The organism is Bradyrhizobium sp. 930_D9_N1_4, assembly GCF_052076015.1.
Lineage (GTDB): Bacteria > Pseudomonadota > Alphaproteobacteria > Rhizobiales > Xanthobacteraceae > Bradyrhizobium.
Window position 1 is genome coordinate 258,498 of record NZ_CP197236.1, and the last position, 16,198, is coordinate 274,695.

The window sequence follows — 16,198 nt, forward strand, 5'->3', positions numbered from 1 at the left end:
CACCATTTTCGCGGAAGCTCAGTCGCCCCTCACTGCAACGGCGGATCGCCGCTGGTGCGTTTCTTCGCGAGGTCCATCTCTGTCACCGCGATCAGGATCTCGGCGCGGGTCTTCAGGTCCATCGCCTCCAGCATGGCCTGCTTCTCCGCGGGGCCATAGGGCGACATCATCGCCAGCGCGTTGACCAGCGCTTCATTGGGCGCGCTCTCGACGCCTTCCCAGTCGACCTTGAGGTTGTTGGCCTTCAGAAAGTCCGCGAGCACCGCCAGCAGCGCTTCGCGATCGACCTCGTCCTCGCCCATGCGCGCGGTGAAGTCGTCGACGAAGGTGAAGAAGTCCACCTTGCACTGCCGGTAGGCCGTCAGCACGTCGAGCTCCTCGACCACCTTGAAGCGCGAGACGCCGGTGAGCTCGAGGATGTAGCGGCCGTCGCCGGATTCGGCGAGCTGGGTGATGCGGCCGACGCAGCCGACCCGGAACAGCGTCGGCTTGTCGGAATTTTTCGGCGAGTGCGCGATGTCAGGCTGGATCATGCCGATCAGGCGATGACCGTCGCGGAAGCTGTCGTCGACCATCGAAAGATAGCGCGGCTCGAAGATGTTGAGCGGCATCTGGCCGCGCGGCAACAGCAGCGCGCCCGGCAGCGGAAACACCGGAACGATCTCCGGGAGGTCGGCGGGTCCGCGATATTCGATGTTGATCGGCATCTGGTCCCCGCGTCGCTTTGCGACCTGCGTTTATGAAAACAGGATGATCGACAAGCGCTTGCGTCCCTCGACGGTTGCGTCGTCTGCGCCGCCCCAGGCCTCGAAGAACTGCACGAGCTGCTTGCGGGCGCCGTCGTCGTTCCATTTGCGGTCGCGCTTGATGATCGCGAGCAGCTGCTCGGTGGCGGCTGCGCGATTGCCCTGCGCATTCAGCGCGGTCGCGAGGTCGAAGCGCGCCTGATGATCGAGCGGATCTGCGGCGACTTTCTGTTCCAGCTCGGCGACCGGTCCCAGCTGCTCCGCCTGCTCGGCAAGATCGATCGCGGTCTGCACGGCCTTCACCGCGGGGTCGTTGCGCTTGGATTCCGGCACCATCGCCAGCGTCTGCTTGGCCTGCTCCATCGCGCCGGAGACGGCGTAGCATTTTGCGAGGCCCGCAAGGGCCGAGATGTTGGTCGCCTCGTGCTGAAGCACTTCGGCGTAGATCTGCGCGGCCGCAGCCGCATCGCCCTCGGCGAGCACGGCCTCGGCCTCCTGGAGAATCTCGGCGATGTTCGCCTCGCCGGGCGCCGTGACGCCCTTGGTCACCTTTTCGATGAAGGCGTTGATCTGGCTCTCCGGCACCGCGCCCATGAAGCCATCGGCCGGCTGGCCGTTGACGAAGGCGATCACGGCCGGGATCGACTGGATGCCCATCTGGCCCGGGATCGCCGGGTGCTGGTCGATGTTCATCTTGACCAGCTTGACCTTGCCCTTGGCCGCCTTGACCGCCTTTTCCAGGATGGGGGTGAGCTGCTTGCAGGGGCCGCACCACTCCGCCCAGAAGTCGATCAGCACCGGCTGGCGCTTCGATTCCTCGATGACGTCCTTCACGAAGGTCTGGGTGGTGGTGTCCTTGATCAGATCGGCCGCAGCCGGGTTTGCGGCTCCGTTACCCTGGTCGATGATCGTCACGGGATCCCCTCGTCTGATATCTGGAATGGCCGGCTCTTTAGCACGTCGCCATCACATATGCTTCGCTGTCGGCCCTAAATTGGGCCGGGCCGGCCGAATTTCAATCCATCGGTGCCGATTCGGCGGTTCCGGGGCGTTTTCGGGCGATTCGGTCGCATTCGGGCTCCATATGGGGCTTCGAAACCGAATCTATCCCGCCGGTAGCTGTTGCATTCGCCGCCCGGTTTTGGCATACGACAGCCGTTGCCGGCGCAGTCATGCGACCGACACAGGATGCGGGTGTAGCTCAGTGGTAGAGCACGACCTTGCCAAGGTCGGGGTCGAGGGTTCGAGCCCCTTCGCCCGCTCCAGTTTTTTCCCAGAGCATCCAACGAGTAGCTATTCCCGCCAGGGCGAGCCGCTGCGCCGATTTTTCGTGCAGGCCGGGAATGGGTACAAGCCCGAAATTCAGGGTAATTCGTGCCCGCTATACAGCGCGAAGAAGATTTTTGGTCTTTCCAGCGCGATCTTCGCGATCGGCTTGTATGGATCTTTGATCGAGAGCTGATCGATTACTGCGCTCACGAAGTCAGGCTTTAGCTTGCCGATTGCAGACAGCGCGTTTGCGACGCTGTCGCGATAGCTCGCCAACCCCCTGATGATAGCTTCCGCATGCTTTTCGCTGCCTGCCGCGATGTCGAATATATCTCGCGGCGCGATGCTTTCGCCCGGTGATAGATCTTCTTCACAATGATTTCCGGGATTGTCTCCAGGAGCACTCCTTCGCCTTCAACCGTCGTCTGTATCGTCGGCGAGGAAGTCAGTGACGGCGCGACGATAAAATCGATCTCACCAAATTCAAAGCCGAGCTTCAGAAGCCGTACGCCATCTCCGTTGTAGTCAACGGGCCTGATCTCGAAATCGAAGTCATGCTTCTGTGGATCGAGAAACGGAAGAACTTGAGGGTCCGGAAGAAAGATATCGATATCGTGGCTTACGCGATGATCGATTTGCAGCATCATCGCGGTGCCGCCACCGAACGTCCAATGATCGATGATTTTCTGTTTGGCGTTGACTTGCCGGATCATTGCGCAGGCAATACGAAAAAGTTGCGCCCAGTCTGATTGAGCACTCACTTGTTACGCCGCAAGTGGATAGGATTGCCCCGAAAATTCGGCGAACGCTTTCGCGGCAGCAACCAACTGATCGTGGCTGATGCCATACATCTCCGCGAACGCAATTTGCAGACCGGGTTCAACGTCGCCGAAAAACGACGACATCGGACCGCAGGCGGCTTTCGCTGAAGAGGGATTCAGCAGGCAATGGACAAGCCCCTGCGCGTCCAGCTTTTTGCTGTACGGCGCATTGACGGTTGTCAGAACTAGGATGGGACTCTTCATCTGCGTCACTATCTGGATGCCCCAGTCAATATAAGATTGACGCGGGAGCATCTACACTCCCCCCAACGGCCTTTGCAGTCAATTTGTTTGCTTTTTGTTCTGTCTGCGCGACTGGATTCGCAGCAAACCTCAATTAAATGCCGCGGAACGGGCGATCGTCTTCGGTCGTTGGCGGATTGGTCTATTCGGTCTCATATGACAATCTTGATCACCGGCAGCGCCGGCCACCTCGGAGAGGCCACCCTCCGCACGCTCCGCGGGCGCGGCTCTCCTGCGCGCGGGATCGACCTGAAGCCCTCGCCCTTCACCGACGCCGTCGGCTCGATCGTCGATCCCGACTTCGTGCGGCGCCAGATGGACGGCGTCACCGCCGTCATCCACACCGCGACGCTGCACAAGCCGCATGTGGCGACTCACAGCAAACAGGACTTCATCGACACCAATGTCACGGGCACGCTCAATCTGCTCGAGGCGGCCGCTGCTGCCGGCGTGCGTAGCTTTGTCTTCACCAGCACCACCAGCGCGTTCGGTTCGCAACTCCGGCCCGAGGCGGGACAGGCCGCGGTGTGGGTCACCGAGGATCTGGTGCCGGTGCCCAAGAATATCTACGGCACGACGAAGCTGATGGCCGAAAGCCTTTGCGAGCTGTTCTTTCGCGAGCGCGGGCTGCCGGTCGTGGTGTTGCGGACCTCGCGCTTCTTCCCGGAGGACGATGACGATGCCGCGATGCGGTCGGCCTATCCGCTGGACAACGCGCAGGCCAACGAGTTGCTCTATCGCCGGCTGGATATAGCGGACGCGGTGAGCGCCCATCTGCTCGCCGTCGAGCGCGCCCCCGCGATCGGTTTCGGCCGCTACATCGTCTCGGCCACCAGCCCGTTCGAGCAACGCCACCTCGCCGCGCTCGCGCGCGATGCGGCCGGCGTCGTGCACGCGCTTTATCCCGATTGCGCGGAACTCTACGCAGCGCGCGGCTGGCGGCTGTTTCCCGAGATCGACCGCGTCTATGTCAACGAGCGCGCGCGACGCGAGCTGGGCTGGCGGCCTGAATTCGACTTCGCCCACGTCCTGAACTGCCTTCGCGACGGCCGCGATTTCCGCAGTGCGCTAGCGCGCGAGGTCGGGTCGAAGGGCTATCATGATGCGGTGTTTGACGACGGACCGTACCCCGTCGCCTCGCCGGCGCCGCATTTGTAATTTTGCCCGCCACGTCAAATGTCTGCGCGGCGTCACCGGGCCCGAACCTGCCCGAGCCGTTCTACTGTGCATGGGGTTGTTTTCGCACTTTTTGTTTTGACGCTCCCTTTTACGGCTCATGAGTAAGCCGCACGCGCGCTCGATTCCGCGTTGCAGCGAGAGCGTTGTCGTCGCCTCTCACGCGCCGAGAGAAAATCCGTCTCAATTTTTATTGAGCGCAACTGCAGCGCACGCGATGCGCTTCTCACCGCCGGCAGATGTGCTAACCTTTTTGCGTCTGCTCTCGGCAGACTGAAAACTTCGCCTCTCGACTAGCCATAACAAAATAATGTGCAGCCCTGACGGCTGCCTTAGGGGAGTGACGCGATGACATCGATGTTCCATCGATCCGTGTTGGCGCTTGCGGCCGTGGCCCTTCTTGCGGGGACCAGCATCGGCAATGCGCAGGACAAAACCAAACCGCTGAAGAAATACGAATCCGGCACCAAGGAGTTCTGGACCCATCCGCCGGATGACTGGTTCCTCGGCGACGAGACCGAGGCGCAGAAGGGCCTGGCGCCGCCATCGGGCCCACCGACCGGTGCGTCGGAGGCCGAGCTCGCGGCCATGATGAAGAAGATCAAGCTGCCGGCCGGCTTCAAGATCGAGGTCTATGCGCCCGGCGTTCTCGCGGCGCGGCAGATGGCCTGGGGTGACAAGGGCACGCTGTTCGTCGGCTCGTTCGGCCTCGGCAACGTCTATGCCATCAAGGACAACAACGGCAAGAAGGAGGTCAAGACCATCCTGAAGGGGCTGAACATGCCCACGGGTCTCGCCTTCAAGGACGGCGCGCTCTACGTCATCGCCGTCGACAAGCTGATCCGCTACGACAACGCCGAAGCCAATCTCGACAAGCTCGGCGACGGCAAGGTCGTCTATGACGACATGCCCTCCTATGCCGCGCATGGCTGGAAGTACATCGCGGTCGACAAGGAAGGCTGGTTCTATCTGCCGTTCGGACCGCCGTTCAACATCGGCGTTCCCCCCACCAGCGTCTCGCAGATCCGCCGCGTCGATCCCAAGACCGGCAACGCGGAAATCTATGCGCTCGGCGTTCGCAACTCTGTCGGCGGCGACGTCGATCCGCGCACGGGAAAGCTCTGGTTCACCGAAAACGCCCGCGACTGGATCAGCGACGATCTGCCCTCAGACAAGCTGAACATGATCAACAAGATCGGCGAGCATTTCGGCTATCCCTATTGCCACCAGGGCAATCTGCCCGATGACAAGTTCGCGATGGGCCACAAGTGCTCCGAGTTCACGCCGCCCGTGCTGAACCTCGGCGCGCACGTCGCTCCGCTCGGCATGAAGTTCTATACCGGCGATCAATTCCCCGCCGAGTACAAGAACAACATCCTGATCGCCGAGCATGGCTCCTGGAATCGTCACAAGTACCAGGGCGGCCGCATCATGCGCGTGATCGCCGGGCCTGACGGCAAGAACGCCAAGCAGGAGGTCTTCGCCTCCGGCTGGATCGAGGGCGACCAGGGCTATCTCGGTCGTCCCAACGACATCATCCTGGCCAAGGATGGTTCGATCCTCGTCGCCGACGATTGGGCCGGCGCGATCTACCGCATCAGCTACAGCAAGAAGTAGCGCGACACGAGAAGAGGCTGCGGTGGCCGGAAGGTGCCGCAGCCTCTCGCATTTCAATGCCCCACACTGTCGTTCCGGATTGCGCGCACTTGCGCGCAAGTCCGGAACCCATAACCCCGATTCGTGGTTATGGATTCCGGGCTCGCGCCAAGCGGCGCGCCCCGGAATGACGACGTCGATAGATCGGAATTACATCATGCGCCGGCAGTTTTCTTCGTACGTCATCGGCGCGCTTTCGCTTGCAGCGTTCGCGTTCGTTCCAGCCCAGGCCGCCGACAACGCCGCGATCAAGGAGAAGGCCGCCGTCTGCTCCGGCTGTCATGGCGAGAACGGTATTTCACAGACCGAGAACATCCCCTCGCTGGCCGGCCAGCCCGATCAATTCCTGCAATGGCAGCTGGTGTTCTTCCGCGCGGGTTCGCGCAAGAACGACCAGATGCAGCCGATCGCCGAGGAAATCACCAACGAGGACGTCCGCAGTCTTGGTGCCTATTTCGCGGCGATGACGCCGCCGAAGGCAGAAGACGACAAGGATCCGGACCTGTCGAAAAAGGGTGCGCAAGTCGCCGTCGGCCGCCGCTGCGCCTCATGTCACACCGATAGCTATGCCGGCACCAAGGCCGTCGCGCGGCTCGCCGGTCAGCGCGAGGAATATCTGGTCAAGGCGCTGCGCGACTACAAGACCAGCCAGCGCGTCGGCGGTGGCGGCGCGGCCATGGCCGATGTCGCCTATCACATGAGCGACGAGGAGATCACAGCGGTCTCGCATTATCTGGCGTATTTCAAGTAGTGCGAGGCTGTCGCTGCAAACTCCGCCGTCGTCCCGGGGCGCGCGTAGCGCGAACCCGGGACCCATAACCACAGGATCAAGTTTGGCGAAGACTCGGAGTTACCAGCTCGCTCCACAACCACTCCCTGTGGTTATGGGTCCCGGGTTCGCGCTGCGCGCGCCCCGGGACGACGACTGAGTGTGTGGTCAGCCGCGCTGCTTCTCATACGCCTTCAGATGCGTATATGCGATGCGCAGCTTCGGCACCGGCACCTTGGCGGCATCGGCGCGCGCGATGAGGTCGCCGATCACGTGATCGGCTTCGACCGGGAAGCCTCCCTTGATGTCGCGGAACATCGAGGCCGTCATCGGCGAGCCCTCGGTGGTGATGTTGCCCTTCACGCGCTCGAAGAACGGACCGCCCGGCGTGTAGCCGGAGGCGGTCGCAATTGCGCTGGTCTCGTCGAGCATGCCGAGCAGGAAGTCCCGGCCGCCGGGCGCGGCGAGGATGTTGCCGACCGAGGTGCGCATCAGGCTGGTGCTTGCGGCGAGCGAGGAGAGGAACACCCACTTCTCCCACATGTCCTGCATGATGTTCTGGCTGGCGGTGGCGCCGTTGATGCCGCTCTTGAAGGCCTCGTCGATCGCCTTGACGCGGTCCGACAGCTTTCCGTCGCGCTCGCCGTAATTAATCGACTGCATCGGCTGCAGCTGCACCACTTCGCGCTTCTCGTTCAAGGTCGCGGCAATGGCGCAGAGACCGCCGAGCACGCGCTCCTTGCCGAACTTCTGGTCGAGCGTGTCGAGATGCTTCATGCCGTTGAGCATGGGGATGATCGCCGTATTCGGCCCGACCGCCGCCGCGAACGAGGTGACGGCATCGTCGAGGTCGAACGCCTTGCAGCTCAAGAGCACGACGTCGAACTTGTCCTTGAGCGCGTCGGCCTGCACGGTCGGCGGATTTTTCAACGTCACATCGCCGTTCGGGCTCTTGATGACGAGGCCGTCGCTGGCGAGCTCGCTGGCGCGGCGCGGCCGGACCAGGAAGGTGACGTCGCGACCGGCCTGCAACAGCCTGCCACCAAAATAACCGCCGATGGCGCCGGCACCGACCACGAGAATACGCATGGGATTGTCCTTGTTGTTGCTCTTGGCGGTCCATCTATAGACGTCATTGCGAGCGAAGCGAAGCAATCCGGAGTGGCACCGCGATCACATTCCGTCGCTGGAGATGCAGGGATTATTGTCCCAACACCATCTCCTCGACCTCGCGCAGCTGCTCCTTGCCGAAGAACATCTCGTTGCCGACGAAGAAGGTCGGCGAGCCGAACGCGCCGCGGGCGACGGCGTCCTCGGTGTTCTTGATCAGCTTGCCCTTTACTTCAGGCTCTTGCGCGCGGGCGAACAGTTTTTGGGCATCGAGGCCGGAGGATGCCAGCGCCTTCGCCGCGATTTCAGGATCGTCCATCTTCTTCGGCTCGCGCCACATGTGGTGGAAGGCGGCCTCGACATATGCCTCTAACACGCCCTCGAGCTGCGCCGCGATCGCGGTGCGCATCAGGTTCAGCGTGTTGACGGGGAAGTTGGGATTGAAGACGTAAGGCTGGACCTTGAAGCGCTTGATGAAGCGCTCGGTCTCGATCCCCTGGAATTCACGCTTGTTCTTGATGCCGGCCAGCGTCTCGGCCGGCGATCTGTTGTTGGTCGATTTGAAGATGCCGCCGAGCAGGATCGGCACATATTCGAACTTGACGCCGATGCGACTCTCGATTGCGGGGATCGCGAGGTGGCTGAGATAGGCGTTCGGGCTGCCGAAATCGAACAGGAATTGCGGGGCTGTGCGGGTCAAAATCATTCTCCCTGACCTGGAATTTCGATCTGTTTTTTCTATTCTGGCGCAGGGCGCGCCACAGGTCCACCGTTTAATGACGGTCATAATATCTTGGTGATCAGACCAGGCGCCGGATCGCCCGCTTGCGCCACACCAGCAGGTAATAGCCCATCTGCAAAACCAGCATGGCGCAGAACACGATCGGGTAAGCAGCCCATACGCCCTCGAGGCCAATGGTGCGGCTGAGGATGATCGCCGCCGGTAGCTCGATTGCGACGATGGCGAAGATCGACAGCAGCATCGGCGTCAGCGCCACGCCTGCGCCGCGCATCGCGCCTGAAAACACCGTGGCGAGGCCGAACGGTACCGAGCTCCACAAAGCGATAGTGAGCAGTCCCTTCGCCAGCTCGAGCACGGCGCCGTCGGTGATGAAGATGCCGAGCACCGCACGCGGCGCCAGATAGATCAGCGCCACCAGCCCGCCTGTGAGTACGAGGTTGAACGCAAGGCCGGTGCGCACGATGCCGTCGAGCCGTGCCCGGTCGCCGCCGCCGATCGCCTGCGCGCCGAGGATCGAGACCGCGATCGAAATCGACATCGCCGTGAACTGCGTATAGCCCATCACCTGGTTGACAGCGCCGTAGGCCGCGGTGGCCTCCGACCCATAGCCGTTGACGAGGCCGAGCAGCACCAGCTCCGCGATCGCCATCACCACCATGCCGATGGCGCTCGGCAGCCCGATGCCGAGGATTTGTCCGAGCACGGCGCGATCGAGCCGGAGATGACGCAGCAAGGCGGCGTCCGGCGCGAGTGCATGCTTTGTCCGCAACAGATAGACGGCCAGCACGATCAGCGTCACCGTGTTGGCAATCGCGGCCGCCCACGCCGGGCTGGCGATTCCGGCCGCGGGCAATCCGAGTGAACCGCGGATCAACATCGGTGTCAGGATCAGGCCGATTGCGGTCGACAGCGCCAGCGCGAGCAAAGGCGTGAGCACGTCGCCGACGCCGCGGATCATCGCCGTCATCAGCAGGAAGACGAAGCCCAGAGGCATCGTCAGCAACATGATGCGTGCGTAGGCGCTGGCCTGGTCGAGGATGTCCGCAGGCGTCGCGAGCATCATCATCAATTGCCGGCTGAAGACCCCGCCGACCAGTGCAATCGATATCGAGAGCAGCAGTCCGACCCCGAGTGTCGAGCCGACAACGACCTTGATTCTGCCCTGCTCGCCCGCGCCAAACGCCTGGCCGATCAGCACGGTGGCGCCGGTGCTCAGACCCATGACGAAGGCGAACAGGAAGAAGAACACCGGGAAGAATGTCGAGACCGCGGCGAGCGCGTCGACGCCGATCATCTGGCCGAGATAGACGTTGCTGACGGTGCCGAACAGCGATTGCAGCGCGTTGCTCAGCATCAGCGGTGCGAGGAAGCGGAGGAATGTTGTCCAAAGTGGCTTGGGGGCGGACATGGATGGGCCTTTCATCAGGGCGCACGAGGCCGCAGCCCGCGCGCAGCACGCGCGGTCCGGCCGTCGATGAGGTTGGAAGAGTGAGCGCGCCTTAGGCGCGGTCGCTGTAGGCGAGCTTGACGATGTGGTCGCGGATGTCAGCCGGCCAGTCGGCGATCAGTCCGGTGAAACGCCGCCGGTCGTCTGCGAACAGCGCGCGCGAAGCTTCCTCGAACTGCGGCAGATTGCCGGCCATGGTCGACATGAAGTGATAGGCCGCATCGCGGGCCTGCCGCTCGCGGTCCTTGTCGCCGCTCGCACGCCGCGCTTCGTCGACGAGTTTGCGCAGCGCGACCGAGGCGCCGCCCGGCTGCGCGCCGAGCCACTCCCAGTGCCGCGGCAGCAACGTGACCTCGCGTGCGACCACGCCAAGCTTCGGCCGGCCACGCCCGCGCGGCTCGCTCGGGGGTGCGGTCTCCTCAACCGGGGGCGGGACAAGCTTCGCCAACCGCGCGAGGACCTCGCGATCCCCGCCGCGCAGATCGAAGTCGATCGCTCGGCCGGTGCCGTCCTCGAAGATGATGATGGGTTCGTCCGGTCGCGGCGCCACCCGCTTGACGACCAGCGCGACCTCGCCGGCCGGCCCGGAGGCCAGGCGGCGCGGGCCCTGGAAGGCGGTGAAAATCTTCTGCATTGGAATCATTGCCATATTCGACGACGTTGCTGGGCTTAATACCCGGGTAAATTAGAAAGGTCAATATACCCGGGTTAAAATATCCGTCCGGATGGCTCGACATTGCGGTCCCGGGCTGGCAGGTACGCGGCCAATCGACCACGCCTGACCCCGGGGACCTCACGATGCTGACTGTTCATCACCTCAACAATTCCCGCTCGCAGCGCGTGCTGTGGTTGCTCGAGGAATTGGGCGTGCCCTACGAGATCGTGCGCTATCAGCGCCAGCCGGACATGCGTGCGCCGAAGGAGCTGCGCGCCATCCATCCGCTCGGCAAGTCGCCCGTGATCACCGACAACGGCAACACCGTCGCTGAATCAGGCGCGATCATCGAATATCTCATCGCCACCTACGGCAACGGCCGGCTGATCCCCCCGCCGAACACGGCGGAGCGGCTGCGCTTCACCTACTGGCTGCACTATGCGGAAGGCTCGGCGATGTCGCCGCTGCTGCTGAAGCTGCTGTTCACGCTGATGCCGAAGCGTGCGCCGGCGCTGCTGCGTCCGCTGGTGCGCAAGGTCTCGAACCAGGCGCTCACCACGCTGGTCAATCCGCAGCTCAAGCAGCACATGGATTATTGGGAAGGCGAGCTTGCGAAGAGCGAATGGTTCGCCGGCAACGAATTCACTGCCGCCGACATCCAGATGAGCTTCCCGCTGGAAGCGGCGCAAGCGCGCGGCGGGCTCGAGCAGGGCCATCCCAAGGCGATGGCGTTCCTGGAGCGCATCCATGCGCGGCCGGCGTACAGCCGCGCCCTCGAGAAGGGCGGGCCGTACCAGATCGGACGGTAGTTCGCTTTCACTAGTCTAGTCCGCGTGCAGCACGCGGCCCTTCGTCTCCGGTAGCGCGAAGGCCGCGATGAAGAACAGCGCGTAGGCCGCGACCGCGAACATCGCGATCGCATTGGCAAGCGACGTCGTTGCCGACAGTGCGCCGACGAGGAACGGAAACAGCGCGCCGATGCCGCGGCCGAAATTGTAGCAAAAACCCTGGCCGGAGCCGCGCAGCCGCGTCGGATAGAGTTCTGTCAGGAACGCACCGATCCCCGAGAAATAGCCCGAGGCGAAGAAGCCGAGCGGGAATCCGAGCACCCAGAGGATCTCGTTGGTGAGCGGCAGCTGCGTGTAGAGCAGCACCACCGCCATGGCGCCGATCGAGAAGATCAGGAACAGATTGCGCCGGCCGATCCGGTCGGCAAGCCAGGCGCCGGTGAGATAGCCGATGAAGGAGCCGATGATCAGCGTCGATAGATAGCCGGTCGAGCCGACGATCGACAGATGCCGCTCCTTGGTCAGGAACTGCGGCACCCAGAAGGTGACGGCGTAGTAGCCGCCCTGGCAGCCGGTCGCCATCAGCGACGCCAGAATCGTGGTCTTCAGGATCGGGCCGGAGAAAATCTCCCAGAGCTTCGGACGGTCGCCGCTTGCAGCCTGCCTGGCGCGCGCCTCAACCGCGATCTCGGGCTCGGTGACGGAGCGGCGGATGTAGAACACCAGCAGCGCCGGCAGCGCGCCGATCACGAACATCCAGCGCCACGCCGTCTCCGGCGGCAAAGCCGAGAACAGGATGGCCTGCGACAGCACCGCGAGACCCCAGCCGACCGCCCAGCCCGACTGCACCGAGCCGACCGCGCGTCCGCGATATTGCGGCCGGATCGCCTCGCCCATCAGCACCGCGCCCGCGGCCCACTCGCCACCGAAGCCGAGGCCGAGCACGGCGCGCGCGATCAGGAGTTGCTCGAAATTTTGCACGACGGCGCAGACCAGCGAGAAGAACGAGAACCAAATGATGGTGATCTGGAGCGTCCGGACCCGGCCGATATGGTCGGAGAGATAACCGCCGAGCCAGCCGCCGATGGCGGAGGCCAGCAGCGTCACGGTGCCGGCGAGACCTGCGGAAGCCGCATCGACCTTCCATAACGCGATGATGGTGCCGATCACCAGCGGGTAGATCATGAAGTCCATGCCGTCGAGCGCCCAGCCCGCGGCGCAGGCCCAGAACGTCCGGCGCTCCGGTGCGTTCATGTCGCGGTAGAACGCGAGAAGGCTGGTGTCTTCGATCTCGGCGCGCTCGATGCGCCCGGTCGGATCGGTCGTGGTCATGTGCGTTTCCCGGCAATTTCTAAAAACGGGGCGGTGGTAGCACGCAGGGCAGGCGGAGCAAGCTGGCGCACGCGCTGGTGCCATGCAGCGGCGAGGTTACTGCCCCGCGGCTTCGGCGCCGCGCGTGCGTGGATCGGGTGCGCCAAGCGGACCGTTCGGCGTCACCAGAATCGAATTGGCCGAGGTCTGCCCCATCGGCTCGACGATGAGATGATCCATCGCCTTCAGCTCGAACACGACGTCGTCGGGGAAGCCGCGCTCGATGCGAACCTCATCCGGCAGCCATTGATGATGCAGTCGCGGCGTTGCGACGGCAGCCGCCACATCCATCTTGTAGTCGAGCACGTTGACGATGACCTGAAGCACGGTCGAGATGATGCGGCTGCCGCCGGGTGAGCCCGTCACCAGCACCGGCTTGCCGTCCTTCAGCACGATGGTCGGCGACATCGACGAAAGCGGCCGCTTGCCGGGCCCGGGCAGGTTCGGCTCGTAACCCACGAGACCGTAAGCGTTGGAGGCGCCGACCGCCGCGGTGAAATCGTCGAGCTCGTTGTTGAGCAGCACACCGGTGCCCTCGGCGACGAGGCCGACGCCATAGCTGAAGTTCAGCGTATAGGTATTGCTGACGGCATTGCCGCTGCCGTCGACTACCGAGTAGTGCGTCGTGTTGGTGCCCTCGCGCGGTGCGGCAGGAGCGGAGACGATATCCCTGGACGGCGTCGCGCGATCGACTGAAATACCCTTGCGAAGCTTGGCGGCGTAGTCCTTCGCGGTGAGGGTCTCGATCGGCGCGTTGACGAAAGCGGGATCGCCGAGATAGCGCGCACGATCCGCATAGGCGCGCTTCATGGCTTCGATCAGGAGATGCAGCGATGCCGGCGAGCCCTGCTTCAGATCGGCGAGCTGAAAGCCTTCGAGAATGTTGAGCGTCTCGACCAACACCACGCCGCCGGACGAGGGCAATGGCATCGAGACGATGTCATAGCCGCGATAGGAGCCGCGCACCGGCGCGCGGATCACCGCAGAATAGGATTTCAGGTCGTCCGGCGTCATGATGCCGCCGGCATCGGCAATGGCCTTGGCGAGCTTTTCCGCAACCGGTCCTTCATAGAAACCGCGCGGGCCTTGCGTCGCGATCGCCGACAGTGTCTCGGCGAGATCGCTCTGCACCAGCCGGTCGCCCTCGCCGAGCGGCGCGCCGTCGGGGCGCGAGAAGATTCTGGCCGACGAGGGCCAGCGCGCGAGGCGCCGGTGCCAGCCCGGCAGCGTGTCGGCCATGTCGTCGGTGAGGACAAACCCGTCGCGCGCGAGCGTGATCGCAGGCTCGATCAGTTGCGCCAGCGCGAACTTGCCCGAGCCGTATTTCTCCAACGCCAGGGAAAGACCCGCCACTGTGCCGGGCACGCCGATGCCGAGCGCGGAATCGCGCGACTTCGCGCCATCGGGCTTGCCGTCGGGCCCAAGAAAAATTTGCGGCGTGGTCGCGGCCGGTGCGGTCTCGCGATAGTCGATCGTGATGTCCTCGTTGCGCTCGGCCGAGTGGATCACCATGAAGCCGCCGCCGCCGATATTGCCGGCGCGCGGATAGGTCACGGCCATCGCAAAGCCGGTCGCGACCGCGGCGTCGACTGCATTGCCGCCGCGACGCAGGATGTCGGCGCCGACCTGCGCGGAGATTTTCTCCTGCGCCACCACCATGCCGTGCTCGGCGGAGACGGCGCGCACCGTGTCGCGTGCAGGCGGGACATAGGCCCGGCGCGCATCCTGTGCGGTCGCGGGCGCAAGATCAAACGCCAAGGTGGCGATGAAGGCGAAGAATGTCCGCCGTGTCGAATATGACGCCATCATCAAACTTCCGCAGTTGCCGCCAGGGCCAATTCACACGCGTCGCTTCAATGCTATACGGTTTGCCTCAAGTGAGGCAAAACTGTTCGTGAAGAGGACTGCGGAATGACGACGATCGCCCCGGATGCGCGCCTGGCCGGTGCGCAGCGGACCTATCCGCCGCGCTCCGCCGTCGTCAGCTGGATCTTCTTCGATTGGGCCGCGCAGCCTTATTTCACGCTGATCACGACATTCGTCTTTGCGCCCTATTTCGCAACCAGCATTGCGCCAAATGCTGCCACCGGCCAATCGCTGTGGGGCTTTGCGATGGCGGCTGCGGGCCTCGCGATCGCGCTGATGTCGCCGGTGCTCGGGGCCATCGCCGATGCGTCGGGCCGCCGGAAGCCGTGGATCGCGGGATTCGGTGCGTTGCTGGTGCTGGCAGCCTGCACGCTGTGGATCGGCAAGCCCGGCGATCCCTCCATCATCCCACCGCTGCTCATGGCGGTCGCGCTCGCCAGCGTCGGCGCGGAATTCGCTACCGTGTTCAACAATGCGATGATGCCCACGTTGGTGCCGCCGGAGCGGATCGGCCGGCTCTCGGGCACCGGCTGGGCCACCGGCTATATCGGCGGCATCGTCAGCCTGATCATCGTGCTCGGCTTCCTCGCCGCCAATCCCGAGACCGGCCGCACGCTGCTCGGCTTCAAGCCGCTGTTCGGTCTCGATCCGATCAGCCACGAGGGGGATCGCATCGTCGGACCGTTGACCGGCCTGTGGTTCATCATCTTCGTGACGCCGCTGTTCTTGTTCACGCCGGATTATCCGGCGAAGCGCCCGCTGCGCGCGGCGCTGCATGAAGGCCTGTTCGAACTGAAGCAATCGATCAGGCGCTTGCCGCAGCAGAAGTCGCTGGCGGCGTTCCTGCTCGCCAACATGATCTACACCGACGGCCTGGTGTCGCTGTTTGCGTTCGGCGGCATCTATGCCGCCGGGACGTTCGGCTGGCACACGATCCAGATCGGCACTTTCGGCATCATGCTGGCGATCGCGGGCACGTTCGGCGCATGGCTTGGCGGCAAGCTCGACGATCGCCTCGGGCCGAGGCGCGTGATCACCGGCAGCTTGCTGCTGCTGTTGCTCGCGGTGGCGGCGATCCTTCTGGTCGACAAGGACAGCGTGCTGTTCGTCAAGGTCGCGCCGCCCTTGCCGGGCGCGCCGATGTTCTCGAGCGCCGCGGAGCGCGCCTATCTCGTGCTGGGCTGTCTGATCGGCGCGGCCGGCGGGCCATTGCAGGCGGCATCACGCACCCTGCTGATCCGCCTCGCGCCAAAGGACCGCATCGCACAGTATTTCGGTCTCTTTGCCCTGACCGGAAAAGTGACGTCCTTCATCGGGCCGCTGCTGATCGGCGTGATCACCGCGGCCACGGCGAGCCAGAAGGCCGGTATGGCCGTGCTGGTGGTGTTCTTCGTCGCGGGGCTGGGGCTGCTGATGCGGGTGAAGGAGGAATAAAACTCCGCCGTCGTCCCGGACAAGCGAAGCGCAGATCCGGGACCCATAACCACAGGCAGTGGTTTGGCGAAGACTCGGGGTTGTCAGTTCGCGCCAAACTGCTCC

General features: G+C 63.8%; 15 protein-coding genes and 1 tRNA gene. 6 read left to right on the forward strand and 10 right to left on the reverse strand.

Going from position 1 to position 16,198, the window contains the following annotated elements:
* Positions 1-29 precede the first annotated feature (29 nt).
* Positions 30-707 carry an LON peptidase substrate-binding domain-containing protein gene (locus AB7532_RS01220; RefSeq protein ID WP_441233021.1) on the reverse strand — a complete coding sequence of 226 codons (678 nt, stop codon included), beginning with the start codon at positions 705-707 and terminating at the stop codon, positions 30-32.
* Positions 708-737: 30 nt separating this feature from the next.
* Complete coding sequence (trxA, locus tag AB7532_RS01225; protein WP_441233022.1) at positions 738-1,661, reverse strand: thioredoxin; 924 nt, start codon at positions 1,659-1,661, stop codon at positions 738-740.
* A gap of 275 nt (positions 1,662-1,936) precedes the next feature.
* Between trxA and AB7532_RS01230 the strand changes: the two genes are divergently transcribed.
* A tRNA-Gly gene (locus AB7532_RS01230) sits at positions 1,937-2,011 on the forward strand.
* A 225-nt stretch (positions 2,012-2,236) separates the two neighbouring features.
* Here the strand turns inward: AB7532_RS01230 and AB7532_RS01235 are convergent.
* Together AB7532_RS01235 and AB7532_RS01240 are read right to left on the reverse strand one after the other, a co-directional pair.
* A complete protein-coding gene (locus AB7532_RS01235) occupies positions 2,237-2,776 on the reverse strand; it encodes a nucleotidyl transferase AbiEii/AbiGii toxin family protein (RefSeq protein ID WP_441233023.1) in 540 nt (179 codons plus the stop codon).
* 3 nt (positions 2,777-2,779) lie between these two features.
* Positions 2,780-3,091, reverse strand: coding sequence for a hypothetical protein (locus AB7532_RS01240; protein WP_441233024.1), 312 nt, complete (start codon positions 3,089-3,091; stop codon positions 2,780-2,782).
* Between the two features lie 144 nt (positions 3,092-3,235).
* Here AB7532_RS01240 and AB7532_RS01245 point away from each other — a divergent pair, with 144 nt between their 5' ends.
* The 3 genes from AB7532_RS01245 to AB7532_RS01255 all read left to right on the forward strand — a co-directional run bounded on the left by AB7532_RS01245 (position 3,236) and on the right by AB7532_RS01255 (position 6,662).
* Complete coding sequence (locus tag AB7532_RS01245; RefSeq protein WP_441233025.1) at positions 3,236-4,237, forward strand: NAD-dependent epimerase/dehydratase family protein; 1,002 nt, start codon at positions 3,236-3,238, stop codon at positions 4,235-4,237.
* 366 nt (positions 4,238-4,603) lie between these two features.
* Positions 4,604-5,872 carry a PQQ-dependent sugar dehydrogenase gene (locus AB7532_RS01250; protein ID WP_441233026.1) on the forward strand — a complete coding sequence of 423 codons (1,269 nt, stop codon included), beginning with the start codon at positions 4,604-4,606 and terminating at the stop codon, positions 5,870-5,872.
* Between the two features lie 196 nt (positions 5,873-6,068).
* Entirely contained in the window at positions 6,069-6,662 is a 594-nt protein-coding gene (locus AB7532_RS01255) for a c-type cytochrome (RefSeq protein ID WP_441239166.1), read from the forward strand.
* A gap of 186 nt (positions 6,663-6,848) precedes the next feature.
* On the opposite strand, the gene panE is transcribed toward AB7532_RS01255, so the two are convergent.
* From panE to AB7532_RS01275, 4 genes are all read right to left on the reverse strand, one after another.
* Positions 6,849-7,769, reverse strand: a complete 921-nt coding sequence (gene panE / locus AB7532_RS01260) for a 2-dehydropantoate 2-reductase (protein ID WP_441233027.1) — start codon at positions 7,767-7,769, stop codon at positions 6,849-6,851.
* A 112-nt stretch (positions 7,770-7,881) separates the two neighbouring features.
* Positions 7,882-8,490: a 2-hydroxychromene-2-carboxylate isomerase gene (locus tag AB7532_RS01265; protein ID WP_441233028.1), complete on the reverse strand. Its 609-nt coding sequence runs from the start codon at positions 8,488-8,490 to the stop codon at positions 7,882-7,884.
* Positions 8,491-8,590: 100 nt separating this feature from the next.
* Positions 8,591-9,940, reverse strand: coding sequence for an MATE family efflux transporter (locus AB7532_RS01270; protein ID WP_441233029.1), 1,350 nt, complete (start codon positions 9,938-9,940; stop codon positions 8,591-8,593).
* A 91-nt stretch (positions 9,941-10,031) separates the two neighbouring features.
* The gene (locus AB7532_RS01275) at positions 10,032-10,628 is read right to left on the reverse strand and encodes a DUF2239 family protein (RefSeq protein ID WP_441233030.1); all 597 of its coding nucleotides are present in this window, start codon (positions 10,626-10,628) and stop codon (positions 10,032-10,034) included.
* A 149-nt stretch (positions 10,629-10,777) separates the two neighbouring features.
* Here AB7532_RS01275 and AB7532_RS01280 point away from each other — a divergent pair, with 149 nt between their 5' ends.
* Complete coding sequence (locus AB7532_RS01280; RefSeq protein WP_441233031.1) at positions 10,778-11,443, forward strand: glutathione S-transferase family protein; 666 nt, start codon at positions 10,778-10,780, stop codon at positions 11,441-11,443.
* A 15-nt stretch (positions 11,444-11,458) separates the two neighbouring features.
* Here the strand turns inward: AB7532_RS01280 and AB7532_RS01285 are convergent, their stop codons facing one another.
* Together AB7532_RS01285 and ggt are read right to left on the reverse strand one after the other, a co-directional pair.
* Positions 11,459-12,754, reverse strand: a complete 1,296-nt coding sequence (locus tag AB7532_RS01285) for an MFS transporter (protein ID WP_441233032.1) — start codon at positions 12,752-12,754, stop codon at positions 11,459-11,461.
* A 96-nt stretch (positions 12,755-12,850) separates the two neighbouring features.
* Complete coding sequence (gene ggt / locus AB7532_RS01290) at positions 12,851-14,602, reverse strand: gamma-glutamyltransferase (protein ID WP_441233033.1); 1,752 nt, start codon at positions 14,600-14,602, stop codon at positions 12,851-12,853.
* 102 nt (positions 14,603-14,704) lie between these two features.
* On the opposite strand from ggt, the gene AB7532_RS01295 reads away from it, so the two are divergent.
* Positions 14,705-16,093 (forward strand): MFS transporter, encoded by a 1,389-nt coding sequence (locus AB7532_RS01295; RefSeq protein ID WP_441233034.1) that lies wholly within the window; start codon positions 14,705-14,707, stop codon positions 16,091-16,093.
* The last annotated feature ends 105 nt before the right edge of the window (positions 16,094-16,198 follow it).

Bases quoted from the DNA above. Each gene is read 5' to 3' on its own strand.
- AB7532_RS01220 (WP_441233021.1), bottom strand. From the start codon at position 707: ATGCCGATCAACATCGAATATCGCGGACCCGCCGACCTCCCGGAGATC.
- AB7532_RS01240 (WP_441233024.1), bottom strand. From the start codon at position 3,091: ATGCTCCCGCGTCAATCTTATATTGACTGGGGCATCCAGATAGTGACG.
- AB7532_RS01245 (WP_441233025.1), top strand. From the start codon at position 3,236: ATGACAATCTTGATCACCGGCAGCGCCGGCCACCTCGGAGAGGCCACC.
- AB7532_RS01250 (WP_441233026.1), top strand. From the start codon at position 4,604: ATGACATCGATGTTCCATCGATCCGTGTTGGCGCTTGCGGCCGTGGCC.
- AB7532_RS01255 (WP_441239166.1), top strand. From the start codon at position 6,069: ATGCGCCGGCAGTTTTCTTCGTACGTCATCGGCGCGCTTTCGCTTGCA.
- panE (WP_441233027.1), bottom strand. From the start codon at position 7,769: ATGCGTATTCTCGTGGTCGGTGCCGGCGCCATCGGCGGTTATTTTGGT.
- AB7532_RS01270 (WP_441233029.1), bottom strand. From the start codon at position 9,940: ATGTCCGCCCCCAAGCCACTTTGGACAACATTCCTCCGCTTCCTCGCA.
- AB7532_RS01275 (WP_441233030.1), bottom strand. From the start codon at position 10,628: ATGGCAATGATTCCAATGCAGAAGATTTTCACCGCCTTCCAGGGCCCG.
- AB7532_RS01280 (WP_441233031.1), top strand. From the start codon at position 10,778: ATGCTGACTGTTCATCACCTCAACAATTCCCGCTCGCAGCGCGTGCTG.
- AB7532_RS01285 (WP_441233032.1), bottom strand. From the start codon at position 12,754: ATGACCACGACCGATCCGACCGGGCGCATCGAGCGCGCCGAGATCGAA.
- ggt (WP_441233033.1), bottom strand. From the start codon at position 14,602: ATGATGGCGTCATATTCGACACGGCGGACATTCTTCGCCTTCATCGCC.
- AB7532_RS01295 (WP_441233034.1), top strand. From the start codon at position 14,705: ATGACGACGATCGCCCCGGATGCGCGCCTGGCCGGTGCGCAGCGGACC.